We start from the raw sequence: 19,514 nt of genomic DNA on the forward strand, positions 1-19,514 counted from the left end.
AAAAAGTATCTTGCTTTTAAGCGGTTTCATCGCCGCTGTCGTTCTTGATAAGGCGCACAACCTTGTCCGTAAAGGTTTCCCGGCTGGTTTCGCTGAAATGGATATGAATGTCAAAGGTCGTGCCGCCGATGTTCTTCACAAGGTCGGGTTTGGCGGTCAGAGGGGAAGCGGCTGCGGGGGTGCTGGTCTTGCTGGTTTCATTGTTCATAGGCTCTCCTTTCAAAGATAAAGCCCCATGTGGTCGGCACATGAGGCGGTCATATCGGGTAAGGGTGCAAGGATGCAACAATGCAAAGGTATCTACGGATTGCATTCTTACTTTGCACTCTTGGTTTCGTTCCTGCGGTAGTACCATTGATTTCCCCGGCGTATGACTTCTATCCGGGTATCAAGATTGCGGCGGGCATTTTTAACTGTTCTCTCGGATATTCCGGCTTCGGCTGCGGCCTTTACAATGTCCTCGCTGGCAAGCTCTTTCCCGTCTGCAAGCAGGTCAAGTATCAGCTTCTCGGCTTGCTCGGTCTTGGTGGCGGTGTTCCCGCCCGCGCCGGATAGCAGCTCGTCAGCGGTTATGTCATACTCGCCTATCCACGAAAAGCCCGTTTCCGGGTCAAGGCAAAAGGCTATCGGCTTGCCCTCCGGCGCAAGGGAAGATTTGTCATGGACGATTACCCGCACATTCGGCTCCCGCTTTACGCGCCCGATCAGCAGGACGCTCCTTGCTGCGGCGCGGAAGTCGATGGAGCCTAAACCCCGGTAGGCGCTTTGTCCTCCGGCGGCTTTGTTGAGATGGCCGATTAGGATAACGGCGCACCCGGTACGCTCGGCAATCTCGGCAAGGCGGCGGAACATGGGGCGTATCTCGTTGGCCTTGTTCATGTCGGTTTTCTCGCCCACATACGCCTGTATGGGGTCAAGGATAATCAGCCGCGCCCCGTTCTGCGTGATTGCCTTTTCTATGCGCTCGTCGGAGAGGGTAAGCTCCCGCTTGGCTTCATCAATCACAAGCACGCGGTCAAGGTCGGCTTCGGCTTCTATCAAGCGGGGCTTGACGGTATCGCCCAGCCCGTCCTCGGCGGTCTGGTAAATCACTTGGAATGGCGGCAAGGGCTTCATTCCCGGCAGCGTTCCCCCGGTGGTGCAGGCGGCGGCAAGGCGCAGGGCAAAGGTGGTCTTGCCCTCGCCGGGGTTGCCTTGCACAATGGTTACTTTCCCAAAGGGGATATACGGCTCCCATAGCCATTCAACGGTCTGTGTGTCAACCTCGCTCATGCGGATAATCTCGACGGTTTCTTCCTGCGGCGGCTCTTTCAGGCCGTAAACCGCTTCCCGGATATACTTCCCGTCTGTGATTTCTGCCCGGTGCTGCAATACCTCGTTCCAGTCCTTAAACAGCGGCACAAGGCGGTGGACGGTATATCCCTCCGGCACAAGCTCCGCAAGGCGGCTGCAAGCGTCGCTTCCGGCTTGGTCGCTGTCAAGGCATAGGTAAACGGTCTTGATGTTCGGACGGTCAGAGAGGAAACGCAACAGGGCTTTTTCTCCCACGCCGCCCAATGACAAATAGCTCTGCTTCTGCCACGCCTTTTTGAACAGGCAGAGGAAAGAGAGCAGGTCAACGGGGGCTTCAAAGACAAAAAGCCTGTCGCCCTCGCCCCGGTAGCAGAAATTAAAGGCTTTGTCGCTGCCTTTCACATCAAGCCGGAAGTTTCCCGCCGTTCCCTTGCTGTGGGCGTAGCGCGGTATTCCGTCCTCGTCCCGCCCCACAAATACGGCGTTGTGGTGGGCTGCGTCCTCGTAAATATCGCCGCGGGCAAAGAAAAAGCTCGTCACATCATCATCAATGCGGCGGGCTGCTGTGAGGTAGTTCCTCGCTATTCTGTTGTCGTTGTTTGGGGGCGGTAGCCGGAAGTCGGATAGGAACGCGGGGCAAGGTCTGTCCGGCGGTGATACGGCTCCCTTTTCTCCTGTGAGAAGTTCCACGGCTTCGGTGAAGCTCTTGCCGAAAAACTCCATGACAAAATCAACGGGGCCGCCGCCCTTGCTCTGGCTGTGCCTGTACCATTTGTTTCCCCGGACGGTCAAGCTGTCGTGCCGTTTCCAGCGGTATTCCTGTCCGGCGCGGGTAAGCTGCTCGCCTTGTGATTGCAGGAAAGAAACAAGGTCGGCTTGGTTCGCCCGATCTATCTGTTCTTGGGTGTAGTACATAGTTGATACCTCGCTTTCTATAGTTGAATTGTTCATAGTTTTTCAGTATAATGAGATTGACGAATTGGAAATTGTGGGGTGACTATTCATGAAAAATAAAATTTTCAAATATGTTGGATTGGAAGTCCTTTTATTGATCGCCTTGATACTGTGTGGAACTATTGTTGTAAAAATATTTAATGTTGCGCTGAAATTACAGTTTGAAAACATAGGGATTGCAGGGTTTATCTCAGGGTTATATGCTTGGCTTATATTGTTACTTGGTTGGGGCATAAAAGCAGCTAAAACAAAAAGGAACAAGTAACTTCCCATTTATCGGAGATTACATCGGACGGACAAGTAGAACGGCTTGCCCGTCCTTTTTCCTTTATCGCGCCTGTTCGTGCCGCTTGGTGCGGGTCTGCTCCGGCTGGTCGGCTTTCAGCGCAATATCAACGCACTTGCGGATATTGTGCAGCTCGGCAACCTCGGCGCGGGTTTCTTTCAGCTTGGTATATTCCGCTGTTCTCTGCCCGCTGAGAGTGGCGTGCTCTTTTTCCCATTCAGAGATAGGCAAGCTCTTTGTCCCTTTCGGCAGATTTGCATGGAGATAGCGGCTCGCTGCGTTCCATAGCGTAAGCTCGGCGCGGTGGGCTTCCTCGTACTTGTCGCGCTTGTTTGTCCAGCCGTTTTGCAGCTTTTTCAGTTCATCGTGAATGGGCTTGTACTCGGTGTAGTTCTTCCCGTATTCAATCAGCTTTTGCAGTTCTTTCATGCGCTTCTCGGCGGTTTTCATTCCCTCCCGGATAGCGTCGGCTTGGTCGCTGACAGAGGAAAGGGCAGCGTCCAGCTCGTCAAGGGTGGAAATACCATGCTCGGAAAGATAGTTGACCGCTGCCGCTATGGTTTTCAGTTCATCGGCTGTGTGCTGTTGTTGCCAACGCTGCGAATACTTCCGACTCTTTTCTCTCTGAACGCTCAAATACTTCATCAACAGATTTGCGAGGTTGGGAGATTGCGGCGGCTGTTCTGGGGCGGTTTCCCGCGCCTTGAACAGCTCGCCAATCCATTCTTTGAGCTTTCCAATCTGCGCCCGGATTTCCCGGATAAGGCGGTTTGCCTTTTGGATATTCCGGTTCAGCTCGCCTTTCTCGGTGGCTATGCCTTTCTTCTCCATTTGACAAGCCGCTACGCCCATGTGGACGGTAGGCAGCTCGTCAATGCCGCGCTCGGCGTTGCTGCGGTGGTCGATACGCGACCGGCTTCCGGCGCGTTCAAGGTAGGCGTTTGAAATATCCGCCCATGCCTTGCGCCATAAAAGCGCGTTGCCCTTGTCGTTCCAGCCTGTGAGGTCAACTTTGTGCGTCTTGTATCTGCCGCTTGGCAAGCGAATACGCTCGCCGTTTTCGTCAAGGTCATATTCCTTTTTGGACTTCGCCGCCCATGCGCCGCGCTCGTCAAGGGGGCGCATGGTAAGCATGATATGACAATGGGGGTTGCCGCTGCCGGTGTCGTGAATGGCAAAATCAACGCACATTCCTCTGGAAACAAATTGAGAGGAACAGTATTCCCGGACGAGCCGGATCTGTTCCTCTCTGGATAATTCTATGGGGAGTGCTGCGTCAATCTCTCTGGCAAGCTGGGCGTTCCCGGCTTTCTCGTAAAGTTCCACGCTGTTCCATAGGGCAGCGCGGTCAGAGAAAGAGGGCGGGGCATGGGGCGGCAGTAGGATTTCCGTATGGACAACGCCGCGCTTGCGGGTGTAGTCATGGGTCATTCCGTCCCACTCGTTTGTGATTTTCTCGCCGCTTCGATAGGCGGCTGCGGCAACGGCTGACTTGCCCTTTCCTCGGCTCACAATGCCGATGTTACAATGGTAAATGGCTATGGGTATCACCTCCCGGATAGGATAATAAAACCCGCAAAAATAGTACAGACGCCGGGGCGGGTGTACTGTTTTTGTGGGTGTGCAGGGATAGCCGCGAAGCGGCGCAAGGGGTGCAGCCCCTTGTTGCGGCAAAGCCGCCATATCGGAGCGCGGGGAAAGTTCCCTGTGCGGAGATAAAGCCCTCGGCAGAGCGCACACGCCCGCAAGGGTGTATAAGTGCGCCCTTTGTTCCAAAGGGATTACTCCGCGTTCCCGTCCCCGGCTCGTTTTTTCAAAAACTCCTGTGCTGGCTCGCTCGTCAAGGCAAGCCGTAAAAAGGCTTTCGCGTCCTCGTCCGGCATGGCAATCAGCTCCGGCACAAGGCTCTCCATGAAGCCGCCGCGCTTGCAAAGCCTGTGGGTTCTCGCCTTGCGTTCCTCAACGGATAACTTCTGCTTGATGATTTTCTCCCGGTTCTCAAACTGCCGGATTTTCTTCTTGCTTTCCTCAATCTCGGCGGTCAATTCCTCGCGGGTTTTCTCTCTCGGTTTCGTCATGACTGGTCGCTCCTTTCTGCCTGTCGGCATAGAAAAAGGACAGTCGATTTTCTCGGCTGTCCCTTGTGGGTGGAGTGTTTGATTTTACTATGTTCTGTTCGATTAAACAAAAATTCATTCCTTAAACTTATTCTTTATTCCTATTTCTGTTTTATAAAAGCCGCAAAACAAAAATACTATTCCCGTACAAATTCCTACAGTAAGGGCAATATTAACTGAAATCTGTAAAAGGAACATTCCTATACTTAAAATAATCTCAACTACTCCTAATACCTTGCCAAGAGAGATAAAATTATTTGGTGCTATACTTTGTGCATAATTCCAGTGTTCTTGTGATTTCCGTGCAGTTGGTGTGTTATATCCGTTACCCGATTTTATGTCAGTTGCAGGATGTCTTTTCAATATGTCCCCAACCAAAATCATTACAAAAGGTATAATCAGATTTAATAACAATAAGGAATACATGGTTTGCCTCCTCAACTCCGATTTGTTCCCAAGAAACAGTATATCATAAGATTGTGAACAAATCTACATCATTTCAGCCTGTCGGCGGCATTGTTTTCTCTGGCATACCGCTGCGCTGCCCTCCGGCGTTCCTCACTGTATGGGGCGGTCAGACGGAAAGAGAGGCGGCCTTTCTCAATATCAAACTCCATGCAGCCCGTTTCCGGGTCTGCGTCGGTCTGCTGGCAGATCGCCGGATAACGGCGGCTGTATGCAAGCAGACGCTTTTTCAAGGCGGTGTTGTGGGTGCGGATATGGATAAGGGGGTCTTTCTCGTCAAACCAAATATCGGTGGTCTTTTCCTGTTTGGTAAGCCCTGTTCTCATAAACTCTCCTTTCTGCGCCTTTGTTACGCAATAGGGGCATTTTTCGGGTGTTTTCTCCGGCTCTTGACTTGGAGAAAACGGCGTTTTTGACGATAAAAACCGCCCGGACGGGGAATGGTTCGTCGGGGCGGCTGTTATCGCAAGATTTCCGATTTTTCCGGCTCTTGACCGTTAAACATAGATTAGCTCATGCATTACGATTTCCTCGGCTCTCGCCTTGCAGTTGTTCATCAATCCCACCCATTTCATCGGGTCGGCAGCTTTGAGGGCTTCGGTGGCTCCCGCTTCTCTGGCAAGGCGGGGCATGAGGTAGTCCAGCATATCCCGCGCCGCCCGGTCTGTTTCCGTAAGGTGTGGGTACAGCTTCTCGCTGGCTACAAGGGCGGTATAAAGGCGGTGGCGGTATTGTTCCAGATAGGCTTTCCGCAGCCGCCCATAGTGGCCGATATGGGGCTTTGGGGTAATGGGGCGGTTCCCATTGTCAATCAATCTTCTCATGCGATTTGTTCGCCTTTCTCGTCGTGCTTCTTCCTGTGGTAGTTCTCCCGCCTTGCAGCAAGGAAGTTCTCATACCGGGCTTGGGCTTCGGGGTTTCCGGCTGCGGCTTCCTCGTACATCTTCTGGCGGGATTTCTTGGTGGCTTCCGAGTGGTAAGCCCGCCGCCTTGCAAGCTCGGCGGCTGCGGCGGGGTCGGTTTCCGCTTGGGCTTTCAGTTCTTGGTAGGCGTTCTTCTTCCGGCTCCGGCTGGCTTCAAGGCGTTCCGTTTCCTCTGGCGTGAGTGGCTGGCCTGCGTCCTGTGCGGCGGCAAGCTCTTTCAGCGTCCGGGGCTTGGGCGGCTGTGCCGCTTTCTGACGCTCATACCATGCCTTGTGCTGGCGGTTTTTCCTCTCCTGGTAGGCGGCAAGACGCTCTGCTTCCTCCGGCGTGAGGTCGGCTCCGGCCTTTTGCAGCGCGGCAAGCTCCTTTAAGGATTTCGGCTTCGGGGGCTTGGGCGGTTCGGCGGCTTTCCGCTTCTCCCGCCATTCCTTTTGCCATGCCCGGTTATGGGCTAACCGCGCTTCATCTGCCGCCTGTTCCTCCGGGGTCAGCAAGCCCGCTTTCTTCCTCGCGGTAAACTCCCGTTTCTCTGCCTTGCGCTTTTCTTCCCGCGCCTTGGCAAGCTCCTGTGAATGGGCTTCCTTTGCGGCCTGTTCCTCCTGCTGGCGGCGTTGTTCCTCGGCTTCCATTGGGGTAACGATATGGGCGGGGACTTCAAACGCGCCGATGAAGTTGAGGTAAATATCTATCCGCTGACGGCGGCTGTTCCCGCGTCCCTCGCCCTCATGGACAACGACTTTTTCGATAAACTCGTTGAGCATGGGCGTTGTCAATTCGGAAAAATCAGTGTAGCGGCTCACAAGCTCGATAAACTTATCTGTTTTCAGCCTGTCGGCGTTCCAGCTCTCGATTGCTTCCTGCCATTGTGCGATAGCGGCTTCCAGCCCAGTCTGTTCCTCGTCGTATTCGGCAAGCAGACGGGTAAAGTGCTTATCGGGTATCTTGCCTGTGGCGTTGCCCTCATAGAGCTTTTTCACAAGGCCGTCCAGCTCTTTACATCTCCGCTGCGCCTTGCTCACTTTCTGCCGGTACTCCTTGACGGCGTTCTCTTGGTGCTGGTCGGACGCTTCCCGCACACGCTCGATAAACTCCGCTTCATTGTGCCGCACATACCAGCTCACGCGCTGGATTGCGGCAAGAATGGCAGCTTCCATTTTTGCGGTGGGGATATAGTGCATGGTACAGTCGCGGGTAAGCTGGCGGTAGCTGGAACACACAAAAGCGTCGTCCAGATACTTGCCTTGCACAAGGCTGCTGCGGTGGGTCAGCTTCGCGCCGCAGTCGGCGCAGTAGAGGAGCCCGGTTAGGCGGTTTGGGGTGGTCTGCCGCTTGGGGGCGCGGCGTTTTGTCCCCATAAGCCGCTGGACGGTGTTCCATGTTTCCTCGTCCACAATGGCGGGTATCTCCCCGTCAAAAATATACCGCTCCTCCGGCGCGGTCTTGCGGGTGCTTTTGGTCTTGTAGTTCTCGCAGACGGTTTTTCCTAAAACCTTGCGCCCCGTGTACTCCGGGCGTTTGAGGATATAGCTGATAGTTGTTGTTGACCATGCGTAGGGGTCTGTGTACTTCGCCGCCCGGACGGGTGCGCCTATCCGCTTCCAATGCTCGGACGGGATAGGGATTTTCTCGGCGCGGAGTGCCCTTGCTATGCTGGCGATACTCTCCCCGGCAACAACACTGTGGAAGATACGGCGCACAACGGCGGCGGCTTCCTCGTCGATTACCCACTCGCCCTTATTCTCCTTGGACGCAAGGTAGCCATAGCTGACGCTGCCGGAGCAGCGCAAGCCCTTTTCCATTCTCGACTTGAACACGCTCTTGATTTTCCGGCTGGTGTCGGCAACATACCACTCGTTTATCACATCTCGGAAAATTGACATTATATCAAAGCCGTTGGCGGTATCAAGGTTGTCATTCGCCGCAATAAAGCGTACATGGTACTCGTCAAAGGTGCGCTTCAAAAGCCCCACTTCGACAACATCACGGCCAATCCTGCTTTGGTCTTTGATAATGACCGTAGCCACATTTCCCGCCCGGATTTCTTCCAGCATAGCGTCCAGCCCCGGACGCTTGAAAGTCGTTCCCCGCACTCCGTCATCGGTAAAGTGCCGGATGTTGGTAAAGCCATTTTTAAGGGCATAGTCCTCCAAAATGCGCTTTTGATTTTCGATTGACACGCTTTCCCCGGCTCGCTCATCGTCATGGGAAAGACGCTCGTACAGGGCTGTGATTTTCCCCTTGTCCGGCTGTTTCTTCATGGGGTTTAACCTCCTTTCTTGAGGGTGCGCGCTCCCTTTATCCTTATTGTAAATTACCATTGGGATCGGTGACCACATAGGAACTGTGCATCTGCATGAGGGAGGGTTTGACAAAGAACCGGGTCTTGCCGCTGCCGCTGCCGCCGATGACCAGGATGTTTTTGTTCCGGGCGTACTTGGGATTTTTCGGGCGGCTGGACATGGTGAGCTTTTCCGTCTGGGTCAAAGGGATATTCCAGTCGGGGACTGGATCGACATAGGGGGCAATATCGGCCGCCGTGCCCCATCGGGCGCTGCCGTATTCAATGCCCTTGCGATATTTCTTTGTATTCTTGCTCTTGGCATACACCGCCAGCCGGACGATGACCGCCCCGGCGATACCCACCAGCAGATCCAGCGGATGCAGGCTGGGAGCCGTATAAGAAAACGCCTCCGTAAAGCCCTGGCTCAAATGCAGGAACTTTTCAGAGGCGTCAAGGCCGGGCGCAAGGCGCACCGCCTGGCAGAGCTTATCAAAGAGATACACAAACAGCAGATACGGGAGGTTGGGGAGCAGTTTCTTTTTCCAGTCAACTGTCATAATTCCACACCCCGGTCTTTGGTCTTGACCTTCTCCCGCTGGCGGTGCTGTGCTTTGGCCTGCTGCTTTGCCTGCTCCAGCTCCTTGCGGATGGAGGGCTTTTTCTCTTTCTCCAGGTTCTTTGCGGAGAACTCCCGAAAGGCCGCCGTGATAACGTCGGCATCCCGGCCCTTGAAGAACACCAGGTAGCGGGGTATCTCGCCGCTGGTATCCTTTTTCAGTGCAAAGTCAATACCGTACTTCTTGGCGGTGGCAGAAAAGGCCCGGATGTTCTGGTTGGTGATCTCGATGTTGGAAACGCCGGTGTTGTGCTTCATAAGCTGCCGGAGGGTCTGCTTTCCGTGGTGCAGCTTGGTCTTGTAGCCGGTCACTTCTTTCTGCATCTCGTCCAGCACTTTTTTCATGGCCTGTTGCAGCATCCCGGCGGAGAGTTTGGTGGCCTCCACGCAGAGGGCAACGGTGCGCTGGGTGACTTCTTCCTGCATAAGTGATTACCTCCTTTCTCCGCTGCCGTAAAGGTCGTGGTTCACCAAGGACGCATAGTAGCTCTCGATGGTGGCCGGGGCGTTATACAGGGCAGCCAGTAGATATTTCTTGATGTTGCGGACATAGGTGGTATTCTCCCGCATACGGTCCAACACATACTCGATGTGAGAACTGTTCAGCTTCAGGAACCGGGATTTAACCACCTCCGCCGGATAGTCGTCCCCGGCAATGCGGATCGTTTCCCTGCGGGAACAGACGGTGTCCACCATGAGTTCCACCAGCTCATTCAGCATATCCTGATCCAGCCGGTCATCCCGGCATAGATAGTCATACTCGATATTCTCCAAAATGAGTTCCCGATAGCTCTCTCGCTCCCGCATCCAGTCCCGTCCGGTCCGGTTGGCCCCTGTGGGGGGGTGGGGGCTTGATTGGATAGGATTTGATCCTTCCGTACTTGATGAATCAGTATTTTGTTCTTCAGGATTTCTTTTCTCTTTATTTAATTGCGGCCGGTTTTCCAGACATGGGTTATCCATATCCGGGTTTTCCGTATCTGGACAAGCCGTATCCGGCTCGTCCTCACACGGCTGGCCCGTGTCCGGGGGATGGGGCGTCTCATAGATGACATACTCCACATCCACGATCTTGCCCTTGCTGTCCCGCAGGCGATTGCGGACTATGTACCCGGCCCGTTCCAGCTCCTTCAGGGCGGAGCCGATGCTGTCCGTGCCCTCCTTGCAGATTTTCGCAAGCCCCCTGGTGGTGTAGTTCCAGTCCTCCGGCAAGGACAGCATCATGGAGAGCAGCCCTTTGGATTTCAGCGACAGTCCCGCGTTGCGCAGGTGGTGGTTGGACATCACCGTGTAATCGCGGGTTTTCTCAATGCGAAATACCGCCATGGTATCACCTCCTTTCGGCGGTCAGGAAAAGTGTTTATTTTGGAGGAAAAGGCGGCCTCTGTGCCTCCTGGACACCCCGGAGGGGAAAACCTATGGGCAGTGGCCTTCCGGGTGATTGTAGACGAAAAAATCCGGGATTTTTAACTCCTTTGGGGGCAGTTTTCGGCATAAAAGAACGCCATAGGTTATATAAAACCTATGGCGTCAAATGAATGCCAACACAAGGAAAAATCAAGTTGTGCCGTTTTTGAGTTTTAGATAGTCTGTAAATGAAGCCGCCCCTAACCTTCTTCTTTTCGCAATCATTTGAGCCCAGATGCGATTTCCTTCGGCTTCAGTAATGATTTTTCGAGTATAGGCATCTACAAGGATGTCACTTGTCGTTGTATGTTTTAGTCCAAATTCAGTTATATATACTTGAATATCTCTGAAGTTATTGCTTGCAACAATTCCACCATAGTGTTTGGCCAAGGATATTGAAGCGGCCTCTCCGTTACCAATTATCTTATGGCCAGCTTCTGGCGCTTCGGTCAATTGGTAATATGTCTGATATTCCTCTGAAGTAACATCAATCTCTTGTATTGTTACTTGCCCTTTAGCAACTAACGCATCAACCCTAGCCTTTAAATGCGGAGTGTTAGGCCTGCACAGTTCTGTATATACCGGTTTTGGAACAACAATTTTTCCAGGATATAACTGAGGCAATAAGCTTTCGTTTTGTACCCACAAAAAGGCACAAAGACAGTCAGTATCAAAGAAGAGCGTATCAGTCAACGATATCCCCCTCCTCTGATTCCAATCCATAAACAATATCCTCTCGGAAAGCATCTAACAGAAGTTCTTCATATTTACCTTGAGAGATAACATCATTATCAAGCAAGTTTTCCGCTTGACAAATATAGTGACCTAATACTTGCATCTTTTTGTTTTCTTCGGTCGGCTTATACAATGATGTGTCAAATCCGAGTCGTGCCGCAGCTGAGATAATTCCACCTTGCATTGAAGCCAAATCTGCGGATGTAAGCTGACCTTCACTTTGCAATCGAATCAACATCGCTTGATGGCTGATTCCAAAATATTGTTCCAGACGGATAATATCGTTCAATGATAATTTGTCAGTGGAGTTCTTCTTGCATTTTGTGATTGCTGCATATAAAGCGGCAGACGGCACCAAAAAGTAGGAAGCAAACTGATCGGCATTTTTTTCCTTATCATTTCCGCTACCAATTTGGCTAGAGCATATGACGGAATCGCTGTCCTCATCAAAATAATAGTGGTAAAGTTCATGCGCTAATGAAAATCTTTGGCGTCCGAGCGACATATCGGAATTCACGACAATTAACGATGATAGCCGATTTCTAAAGCATGCGCCACTAATATTACTTCCTAGCGGATAAAAGACTAGTGTAAGATTTTGTATTGTTTGAACTAATGAAAAAATATCAACCGGAGAGGATTCATCCTCACCCAACCTTTTTCTTATTGTACTTGCCTTATTGCTCAAGTCCATTCTATCAATCATCAGCAATACCTCCGGCAAGTTGATCCATTTTAAATTGATTTAGTGCAATTTTATTAATTACAAATAATGCTCGAAGATCGTCATTGCTGATAGTAGTGGTTCGGAATGCAATATTATATGTTGGTTTTACTTCATCTTCTGTAAGGAGTTTCGATAATGGATAGCAAAATAGTGTTGCAATATTGCTAAGCATATCTGACGAGATTGAACGTTCGCCTTTTTCGATTTTAGATATAAGGCTTTGATCGATTGATAAAAACTCTGCTAACTGCGTTTGAGTAACTTTTGCTGTTTCTCTTAACCTCTTGATTTTTTCACCTATATTAGTCATGTTTTTAGTAGCCATGGATTGTCCTCCTTTCAATCCTCCTATTATATATTATACTCCGTTTTGTCATAATGTAAATGCAATTTTATATAAAAATTATGACAGTGCGAAATAAGGTCAAGGGATTGGAATGAGCATACTTGCATTTTGCAAGGACAACCATCAATTAAATCCTCTATGCGGCATCACCTATTCATCCAGCCCCTCCGCCTTCAGCCAATCCTCAAAGGACTTCCTGGAGATGCGGATCATGTTGCCGATGCGGATCGTCTTGAACAATCCGGAGTTGGCGAGCTTATAGGCCGAAGCGCGGCCGATACCGAGAATGGCTGCGATGTCATTCACGGTGTATGTTCTGCTTTGGGGCGTTCCTTTTTCGTTGGGTGTGTTGGTGCTCATAAGATTATCCTCCATCTGTGCTAATAGCATTGTGAAATGGCCCCTGAAAGCCCTCCGTTACAAGGGGTTTCTGCTAATACCTTGCTAATACGACATTTGAAAAGCCGTTGTAAGACAGCATATTTCAGGGGAATTTGTGCAAATTGACCTGCCTCCAGGCAGCACAATTTGCGAAGAAACAACACGGGAAGATATGATATGAACAACTTACGAAATGGTACGCCGTACTCCTAACAATCGAACCGTTCGAATCCTGGAGCCCTGCAAAATTGAATATTTTCTGTATAAGCCCCCGTAGCTCAGTTGGATAGAGCGGTCGCCTCCTAAGCGGAACGCCGGCAGTTCGAGCCTGCCCGGGGGTGCCAAAAACGCTGTGATTTTGCGAAATCACGGCGTTTTTTATTCAAAATTGTTACGGAGTGAAATCGATCAATTTCCCAATTATCCTATGCGTTTCCAACCATCTTGCCGTGGGGGAATCGAACGATTTTAGGTATGTCTGCTAATGAAAATGGGGTTTTGCTAAAGTCGATCTGTTTCCCGTAAGTCTCCAGCAGCGCCTGGTCCTCACTGGACCTCTGCCGCGCTGGCTTCCTCCGCAGGGAGAAACACATGGCGGCCATCATGGCCCGGTGGCGTGGGGACAGAACGGCATAGTCAATGCCGCCCCGGAGGTGGAAGAGAACGGCCCGCTCCAAGAACTTCGGGGGCAACTGCTTTTGAAGTGCAGCGCGAATATGCGCCCGGTTCTGCGGCTCCGCAGGGTCGGCCAAACCTACAGTGGCCACGATCAGCCGCTGGCCCTCCCGGAGGGAAAGACCTTTCATTGTCTGCTTGAGCCCCAGCACCCCGCCGGCATAGAGCGCCCCAAGATAGACGAGGATACTCCCCTCAGCCAGCCTGTGGAACTCCCCACAGGGGATGGCGGACAGGCCGGTGAGCCGGGAGAGTTCCTCCGCATACCGGCGGGTCGTGCCGTATTTGCTGCCATAGACGATGAGCCCATCCATCTGTGAAAATGCCTCCCTTTGCACAGCGCAACTATCCAGCCCTGCGGTAAAATTTCAATTTACGACAGCGCGGCGATGATCTTCTCCATGGCGGCGTAGCTGGGCATGGCGGCCACCTGGGTGATCTCCGCGGCCAGGTGGGGGACGCCGAAGTGGTCTTCATCGGCGTCCGTCCCGGACACCTCGGTGCGGAAGCCATGGCTCTCCCAGGCCAGGCGCTGGACCTCCTCGTCCATCAGGGCGTCGATGCCCGCCTCCCCCGCCTCGTCCAGGGCGATGTAGATATGGGAGGACCAGACGGTGGGTGTGGGATAGATCAGCACGATGTCATCCTTCAGCTGTTCCCAGTCCTCCGGGTTCTCCACGGCGAACTCCAGCAGTTGGTTTTCATAGCCGGCGATCATGGGCTTGGCCCCCATGCCGGTCTTGAGGAACTGGTCGAAGAGGTCGGAGGAGGACGCCTCCATATAGCCCAACTTCTCGAAGATGGCCTGCAAGCGGGGCAACACCGCCTCCACGCTGTCCGCATCCGCCACCCCGCCGCACAGCACATTGGCCAGCAGCCCCGCGAACATATTCCCGGAGTTGGAGCGCACAGGGTCGGTGGTGTTCACCGCCACGGTGCCGTAGAGCTCCGGCAGCCCTAGATCCGCCCAGGTGGTGCCCGCCTCGATCTCCGCCACCAGCCCGGCCATGTCCATGTAGTAGACCCCGTCCCGCTCTGTCACCAATCCCTCTTTCTGGAACGCCTCCAGGATGGGACGGTGGGTGTAGAGGACGATGGGGGTGTTGAACACGATCTGGCTCTTGTCCGGCGCGCCATAGAGCTGCTGGTAGTACTCCAGGGCGGTCTGGCTGGAGGGAAAGAGGAAGTCCCGGCCCTCGTGGTCCGCCGCCACCATGTCCAAGGAGCCAGCCTTGGCGTAATCCAGGGTGAGCCCGTAGTCCCGCTCCAGAATGTCCTGTACCGCCTCGTCCTCCAGCAGGCCGATCTTCTCGCCCCCCACATAGCCCCGCAGGACGGTGGGCTCCGGCTGGGGGCCGCCGCCCAGCAGCAGATAGATCGCCGCCGCCCCGATGACGGCCAGCAGAATGATCAGACCGATCCATTTTGATTTGCTTCCCATTGGAATCCCTCCGTGTTCAGCAGGCCCTCCATGACCTTCATGTCCGCCTCCGCGTCAAACCGCTCCGAGGCCATCAACTGGCTGAGCTGTTCCTCGAATCCGGTCTTCAGTTTTGGCAAAATGGCCCGCACCTTCCGCTGGAACTCCCGCACCTCGGAAGTCCCCAGCCCGGCCTCCTGGAACTTCACATACTGCCCCAGGATCCGGCCCACCGTGTCCAGATAGTAGGTGAGGAAGCGGTTGGCCGACGAAATCTTCTCCGGATGCTCCCGAAGATACCGGTAGAGGCGATCCCCCGTCTCCGTGAGGGCCAGGGCGTCCTCATGGGTCCGGACGTCCGTGATGCGGCCGGCGGCCAACCGGATGGCCTTCAGATCCCGCTCCGCCTCCTCCATCAGGGCCTGCATCTCGCCGCCGTCTGGCCGCTGGGCGAAATAGAGGGTGATGGGGTCCGCCCTGGGGGCCAGCAGGAACCACACTCCCAGATAGATTCCCACTCCCAGCGCGGCGCTGAACAGGAAATTCCAGCGCAGGCCCAGGGCCAGGACCAAAAAGGCCGCGACCCCCGCCCCCAGCGACAGTACCAGTTGCCGCAGCTGTCCTTTTTTCATCTCAGTTGTACCCCTTCACGCTACGGAAGGCCCCGATCAGGTCTTCCCGGCCGTCGAAGACCCGGGCGTGGGTCAGTTCCGCCAGCTCCTCCAGCTGGGTGGGATCAGCGGAACCGAACATGATGGAGAACACCGGCACATCCGCCCCAAAGGCCTCGTAGCCGTCCCGGAAGTCGGAAAAACTCCCGTCGGACACCCCGTCCGTCAGCAGGATGATGGCGGGGGTATACTGACTCAGGTCGTAGCCATCCAGTTGCCGCAGGCCCTCCATGGCGGCATAATAGATGTCGGTGCCACCCACGGCCTCCTCCGCCTCCACCTGGTCGTAGAGATCCTCCAGCTCCGCCCCGTTGCCCTCGGCGGTGTAGACGTCCCGGGGGTAGCCCTCAAAGGGGATAAGGATATTGACCTCGTGCTCCGAGGCCTGGAGCAGATTTTGCTCCGCGTTCTCCTGGATCAGGATCTGGCTCATGGCCTCCACCATCTGTTCCCGGCCTATCCCCTCCATGCTGCCGGAGTAGTCCAGACAGTAGACTGTGAGGGAGGGCTTGCGGAACTCCGTCTGGTACAGGTTCAGGCACTCCATCAGCACATCGGTGGAGGGCATCCGAATGGGGGAGAGCACCCGATCCGGCTGGACGCCCCAGTCGGCGCGGAACACGTCGGCGTTCTCCGCCGACACCCCCTCATAACCGGTGCGGCGGCCGGTGCGCTGGATCTCATTCTGCACCTCGTCGGACAGGAGATACTCCTGTAAATCCAGAAAGGCCTGTTCCTTCTCGGTGTCCCCGTTGTCCACATAGCCCAGGGGGGAGTCGGCGATGGAGAGACCATCATAGGGGTAGACGGCGTACAGCGTCTCCTCGCCTCGCTCCTCCAGCTCCTGGTTGGCGCTGATGACGAGGCACTCATAATTCACCATGGCGTCGTATCCGCCGGTGAGGAACAGGTCCTTCAGCCAGTCAGAGCTTCCGGAGGACCGATCCACGCCGGAGAGCAGCTGGGTGATCTGCTCCGAGAGGCCGGGGGTCTGGAGGCTCTCCGACGTGATCACATCCGGATTGCCCAGCAGGGCGTAGAGAAAGCCGATGTAGGCGCTGCACCCGGAGTTGGACTGGGTGGCGGAGGTCATGCAGAACTCCAGCTCCCCCGCCTGAATGGCGGAGAGCAGGTCGCTGACCGACACCTCCCGGCCCACAAAACCCAGCTCCTCCGCCAGGCTCTGTCGGATGCCGAACACCACCGGGGTGATGGAGATGGACTGGGCGTGCTTCACCCGGTACTGGGTGTCCCCGGCGGTGAGCCACAGGCTGCTGGCCGGCCATACCGCATCATAGTCCACCGTTTCCCCTTGGAGTGTCCGCATGATATCCAGGGAGCCCTGGTACTCCATTTCGATGTTCACGCCCCGTTCTCGGGCAAAGTCCTCCAGGATGCCCTCCAGCTCCTGGTTCTCCGAGCCGGAGAGGATGCGCAGCGTCACATCTCCGCCGTAGTGGAAAGTCTGCTCTCCGCTGGCGGGATCGCCGGTGGAGGTTATGCTGTCAGACGATGCCGGACCACAGGCTGTCAAAAGCAATGCAAATGCCAGGATACATACGGATAAAACTGCGCGTTTCATAGCAGTAGACCCTTCCTTTCCTGATACGGTGCACAGGCAGCAAGGACCTGCACAGAGAGGAATATATAAAATAAACCTAATTTACCATATCACATCCGGTGGATGCCCACTACCGCAGCGCAGTAAAATGCGTGTAAAATCCGTGTGTTATCCTGGAAAATGAACGCATCCCCCATGTGTGCACACGCATGGGGGATGCGTTCATCCATCCGGAAAGTAGTCTTTTTTCATCTGGTGCAATAGCTGAAGGCGTTCCGCGCTTTCAGCTCCTAACCGTTCCGCCGCAGCGACGGCCAGGGCGTCCAGCAGGGCGGCGGGGGCAGCCATGGAGTGGTACTCCTTTTCGGTGCCGCGGTAGGCGAACAGACTGACGTCCGCCCGCTCCTCCGCGGGCAGGCAGGTGCGTCCCACAAAGGCCAGCGTCCGGTAGCCGGCGGCCCGGCTGTGCTCCAGGAGGACGCGGCCCTCACGGGAGAGTTTGGAGAAGCTGAACAGAACCACCAGGTCTTTTGCGCCGACCTGGGAGAGCCCTTCCAGCAGTTCAGAGCCGCCGGAGGGAAAGAGAGATACCTGTAAGCCCAGCCGGCGCAGGCGGAAGTGGAGCAGCTGAGCCAGGGAGGCGGAGGCGTTTTTTCCGTGGATGAATACCCGCTGGGCAGAACAGAGGGCCTCCACCGCCCGGTCAAACTCCACGGTGGAGAGCTGCTGTATGGTCGTCTCCAGGTACGCCCGCTGCCGCTCCAGCCAGGCCTGTGGGGAAAAACGCGCTCCCTGACTGAGTGTGGCCGCCAGCTTTACCGCCGGGCCCGGAGACTGCTCCAGCACCAGAGATTTCAGCGCCTTGAAGTCCCGGCAGCCCACATGGCGGGCGAAGCGGGAGACCGTGGCGTCGGAGAGCTCCAGCCGCTCCGCCAGCTGCCCAATGGACAAAAACAGGAAGGTATCTGTGTTGGTGTTGATATAATCCAGGATCTTCTGCTCCGCCCGGGTCAGTTCCCCAGCGGCGGCGGGAAGGCGCAGGTCCATGACGAAACCCTCATTCCTTCAAAATTGTTTGCAGTGCGCCGCGGAGCCGCCCATTGGAGGCCAGCAGAGGCCCACCCTCCGCCAGAGAGAGGGGGGCGCCGCCAAGAGCGGTAACCTGTCCCCCGGCCTCCGCCACGATGAGCATTCCAGCGGCGTAATCCCACGGCTGGAGTACAAGCTCCACATAGCCGTCCAGCCGTCCGCAGGCCACCCAGCACAGGTCCAGGCTGGCGCAGCCGGTGCGGCGCACGTCCTGACACCGGTCATACAGCGCCCGCATCTGCCGGAAAGCCGCATCCGCCAGCTCCCGGCGGCCTGGGACGGTGCCCGTGGACAGGAGGCTGTCCTCCAGCCGGGAGACATCGCTGACGTGGATCGGGACTCCGTTTCGGAGCGCTCCGCCGCCCCGGCGGGCGGTGAAGCACTCCTCCGTATAAGGATTGTATACCACACCAAAGACAGCTTGTCCACCCTCCGCCAGAGCCAAGGAGATGGCGCTGTGCCGGAAGCTGTGGATCAGGTTGGTGGTGCCGTCCACCGGATCCAGGATCCAGCAGGGGCGGCTCCAGTCCAGCCCCGTATTGTCCTGCTCCTCTCCCATAAACTGGACGTCCGGGGCCAGGGCCGCCAGGCGCTCCAGCAGAAACTCCTGCACCGCCAGGTCTACATTGGTGACATAGTCCGTCTCGCTCTTGGCCCGGATGCTCCTGACGGCGGCGGGATCGGCCAGCAGCCTTCCCGCCGCCAATACCGCCTGGACGGCCCCCTCCGCCAGAGGATCCGTCAGGGCGGTCATGCGGTGGCTTCCCGGGTCAGAATGGCCACATAGTCGCCTCCCAGGGCGTGGATCTCCTTCAGGGACCGCTTCAGCAGGCAGGCGGTACGCACCTGGAAGGCGGCAGTGTCGGATAGATCGATGGCGTAGCGGCCGGCTGTCATCTCCCCATAGAGGGCGGGGACGGTGTCCACATCCCGTTCAAAGACCGTGGTGACGCAGCCGTACTGCACCGCCTGATGGGTGTCGCTGCCGGACACCACAGGGATCTCCAGCTCTTTTCCCAGAGCGTAGGTGAGCCGCTCCGTCCGATCCCGGTCCAGGGCCAGGTCCTTGCCGTTGAGATCCAGGAACCTCAGCCGCCGAAGCTGCTCCTGAGGCAACTCGGGCACATGGCCGCCGGCGCGGAAGGGGTGGCCGCAGCCCACTACCACCGGGTATTGGTCGAACAGATCCATGAGCTGGGCGAAGGGCAGAAAGTTTCCCTTCTCCTTGTGGGGCTCCAGCCGCCGGTTCAGCTCCAGAATGGCCTCCAGCGGCCCGACGGACAGGATGTGGCCCCCCTCGGCCACATCGGTCTCCATGCCGGGGAAAATTTTCAGGCCGTTCTCCAGCTCCAGAGCGTCCCCGGTTCTCCGGCTCACCGAGGCGATGTAGCCGTACACATCGGCAAACTGGAGGGTGTTGAAGTGCTCCGTCAAGCACAGGGCGTCCAGGCCAGCCCGTCGGGCCTCGCCGAAGAGCCAGTCTGTGTAGGCGGTGGAAAACGGGAGCTTTTTGGCCAGCTTCCCATGGGTGTGAAAATCCAGGCGCAAGAGAAAAAACCTTCTTTCT

At 55.5% G+C, this 19,514-nt stretch carries 22 protein-coding genes, 1 tRNA gene and 1 pseudogene; 2 read left to right on the forward strand and 22 right to left on the reverse strand.

The window, feature by feature from the left end:
- Nucleotides 1–16: 16 nt before the first annotated feature.
- Nucleotides 17–208 carry a transposon-encoded TnpW family protein gene (locus B5G42_RS06735; protein WP_087235179.1) on the reverse strand — a complete coding sequence of 64 codons (192 nt, stop codon included), beginning with the start codon at nt 206–208 and terminating at the stop codon, nt 17–19.
- Between the two features lie 107 nt (nt 209–315).
- Nucleotides 316–2,208, reverse strand: a complete 1,893-nt coding sequence (locus B5G42_RS06740) for an AAA family ATPase (RefSeq protein ID WP_242961152.1) — start codon at nt 2,206–2,208, stop codon at nt 316–318.
- An 88-nt stretch (nt 2,209–2,296) separates the two neighbouring features.
- Between B5G42_RS06740 and B5G42_RS06745 the strand changes: the two genes are divergently transcribed.
- Nucleotides 2,297–2,512 carry a hypothetical protein gene (locus B5G42_RS06745; RefSeq protein WP_087268224.1) on the forward strand — a complete coding sequence of 72 codons (216 nt, stop codon included), beginning with the start codon at nt 2,297–2,299 and terminating at the stop codon, nt 2,510–2,512.
- A gap of 63 nt (nt 2,513–2,575) precedes the next feature.
- Here B5G42_RS06745 and mobQ read toward each other — a convergent pair whose 3' ends face one another.
- From mobQ to B5G42_RS06810, 13 genes and pseudogenes are all read right to left on the reverse strand, one after another.
- Complete coding sequence (mobQ, locus tag B5G42_RS06750) at nt 2,576–4,084, reverse strand: MobQ family relaxase (RefSeq protein WP_087268425.1); 1,509 nt, start codon at nt 4,082–4,084, stop codon at nt 2,576–2,578.
- A 230-nt stretch (nt 4,085–4,314) separates the two neighbouring features.
- Nucleotides 4,315–4,611, reverse strand: a complete 297-nt coding sequence (locus B5G42_RS06755) for a DUF3847 domain-containing protein (RefSeq protein WP_087249583.1) — start codon at nt 4,609–4,611, stop codon at nt 4,315–4,317.
- 114 nt (nt 4,612–4,725) lie between these two features.
- Nucleotides 4,726–5,076, reverse strand: coding sequence for an SdpI family protein (locus tag B5G42_RS06760; protein ID WP_087268227.1), 351 nt, complete (start codon nt 5,074–5,076; stop codon nt 4,726–4,728).
- A 68-nt stretch (nt 5,077–5,144) separates the two neighbouring features.
- Nucleotides 5,145–5,441, reverse strand: coding sequence for a hypothetical protein (locus tag B5G42_RS06765; protein WP_087268229.1), 297 nt, complete (start codon nt 5,439–5,441; stop codon nt 5,145–5,147).
- Nucleotides 5,442–5,612: 171 nt separating this feature from the next.
- The gene (locus tag B5G42_RS06770) at nt 5,613–5,939 is read right to left on the reverse strand and encodes a TnpV protein (RefSeq protein ID WP_087268232.1); all 327 of its coding nucleotides are present in this window, start codon (nt 5,937–5,939) and stop codon (nt 5,613–5,615) included.
- Nucleotides 5,936–8,296, reverse strand: coding sequence for a recombinase family protein (locus tag B5G42_RS06775; protein WP_087268235.1), 2,361 nt, complete (start codon nt 8,294–8,296; stop codon nt 5,936–5,938). Before B5G42_RS06775 ends, B5G42_RS06770 begins: the two co-directional genes overlap by 4 nt.
- Before the next feature lie 8 nt (nt 8,297–8,304).
- Nucleotides 8,305–8,876: pseudogene (locus B5G42_RS06780) on the reverse strand (type IV secretory system conjugative DNA transfer family protein); the annotation flags it as partial.
- Nucleotides 8,873–9,361, reverse strand: a complete 489-nt coding sequence (locus B5G42_RS06785; RefSeq protein ID WP_087268241.1) for a PcfB family protein — start codon at nt 9,359–9,361, stop codon at nt 8,873–8,875. The pseudogene B5G42_RS06780 and the gene B5G42_RS06785, both read right to left, overlap by 4 nt.
- 6 nt (nt 9,362–9,367) lie before the next feature.
- Nucleotides 9,368–10,261, reverse strand: a complete 894-nt coding sequence (locus B5G42_RS06790) for a DUF6017 domain-containing protein (RefSeq protein ID WP_087268243.1) — start codon at nt 10,259–10,261, stop codon at nt 9,368–9,370.
- A 231-nt stretch (nt 10,262–10,492) separates the two neighbouring features.
- Nucleotides 10,493–11,035 carry a hypothetical protein gene (locus B5G42_RS06795; RefSeq protein ID WP_087268246.1) on the reverse strand — a complete coding sequence of 181 codons (543 nt, stop codon included), beginning with the start codon at nt 11,033–11,035 and terminating at the stop codon, nt 10,493–10,495.
- Nucleotides 11,028–11,783: an ImmA/IrrE family metallo-endopeptidase gene (locus tag B5G42_RS06800; protein ID WP_087268248.1), complete on the reverse strand. Its 756-nt coding sequence runs from the start codon at nt 11,781–11,783 to the stop codon at nt 11,028–11,030. The genes B5G42_RS06795 and B5G42_RS06800 overlap by 8 nt, the downstream gene beginning before the upstream one ends.
- Nucleotides 11,776–12,129 (reverse strand): helix-turn-helix domain-containing protein, encoded by a 354-nt coding sequence (locus B5G42_RS06805; protein ID WP_087268250.1) that lies wholly within the window; start codon nt 12,127–12,129, stop codon nt 11,776–11,778. Before B5G42_RS06805 ends, B5G42_RS06800 begins: the two co-directional genes overlap by 8 nt.
- 171 nt (nt 12,130–12,300) lie before the next feature.
- The gene (locus B5G42_RS06810) at nt 12,301–12,510 is read right to left on the reverse strand and encodes a helix-turn-helix domain-containing protein (protein ID WP_087268253.1); all 210 of its coding nucleotides are present in this window, start codon (nt 12,508–12,510) and stop codon (nt 12,301–12,303) included.
- A 288-nt stretch (nt 12,511–12,798) separates the two neighbouring features.
- Between B5G42_RS06810 and B5G42_RS06815 the strand changes: the two genes are divergently transcribed.
- Nucleotides 12,799–12,875 (forward strand) — tRNA-Arg (locus tag B5G42_RS06815).
- An 81-nt stretch (nt 12,876–12,956) separates the two neighbouring features.
- Here the strand turns inward: B5G42_RS06815 and B5G42_RS06820 are convergent.
- From B5G42_RS06820 to B5G42_RS06850, 7 genes are all read right to left on the reverse strand, one after another.
- Complete coding sequence (locus tag B5G42_RS06820; protein WP_087268255.1) at nt 12,957–13,520, reverse strand: flavodoxin domain-containing protein; 564 nt, start codon at nt 13,518–13,520, stop codon at nt 12,957–12,959.
- Nucleotides 13,521–13,579: 59 nt separating this feature from the next.
- Nucleotides 13,580–14,647: a hypothetical protein gene (locus B5G42_RS06825; RefSeq protein WP_087268258.1), complete on the reverse strand. Its 1,068-nt coding sequence runs from the start codon at nt 14,645–14,647 to the stop codon at nt 13,580–13,582.
- A complete protein-coding gene (locus B5G42_RS06830; protein WP_087268261.1) occupies nt 14,617–15,258 on the reverse strand; it encodes a 5-bromo-4-chloroindolyl phosphate hydrolysis family protein in 642 nt (213 codons plus the stop codon). Before B5G42_RS06830 ends, B5G42_RS06825 begins: the two co-directional genes overlap by 31 nt.
- 1 nt (nt 15,259) lies before the next feature.
- Nucleotides 15,260–16,879 (reverse strand): vWA domain-containing protein, encoded by a 1,620-nt coding sequence (locus tag B5G42_RS06835; protein ID WP_087268264.1) that lies wholly within the window; start codon nt 16,877–16,879, stop codon nt 15,260–15,262.
- Between the two features lie 201 nt (nt 16,880–17,080).
- Nucleotides 17,081–17,905 carry a MurR/RpiR family transcriptional regulator gene (locus tag B5G42_RS06840; protein WP_087268267.1) on the reverse strand — a complete coding sequence of 275 codons (825 nt, stop codon included), beginning with the start codon at nt 17,903–17,905 and terminating at the stop codon, nt 17,081–17,083.
- Nucleotides 17,906–17,915: 10 nt separating this feature from the next.
- Nucleotides 17,916–18,701: an inositol monophosphatase family protein gene (locus B5G42_RS06845; protein ID WP_087268270.1), complete on the reverse strand. Its 786-nt coding sequence runs from the start codon at nt 18,699–18,701 to the stop codon at nt 17,916–17,918.
- Complete coding sequence (locus B5G42_RS06850) at nt 18,698–19,495, reverse strand: PHP-associated domain-containing protein (protein WP_087268273.1); 798 nt, start codon at nt 19,493–19,495, stop codon at nt 18,698–18,700. The genes B5G42_RS06845 and B5G42_RS06850 overlap by 4 nt, the downstream gene beginning before the upstream one ends.
- Nucleotides 19,496–19,514 lie beyond the last annotated feature (19 nt).

This window comes from Flavonifractor sp. An91 (genome assembly GCF_002159225.1).
GTDB lineage: Bacteria > Bacillota > Clostridia > Oscillospirales > Oscillospiraceae > Flavonifractor > Flavonifractor avicola.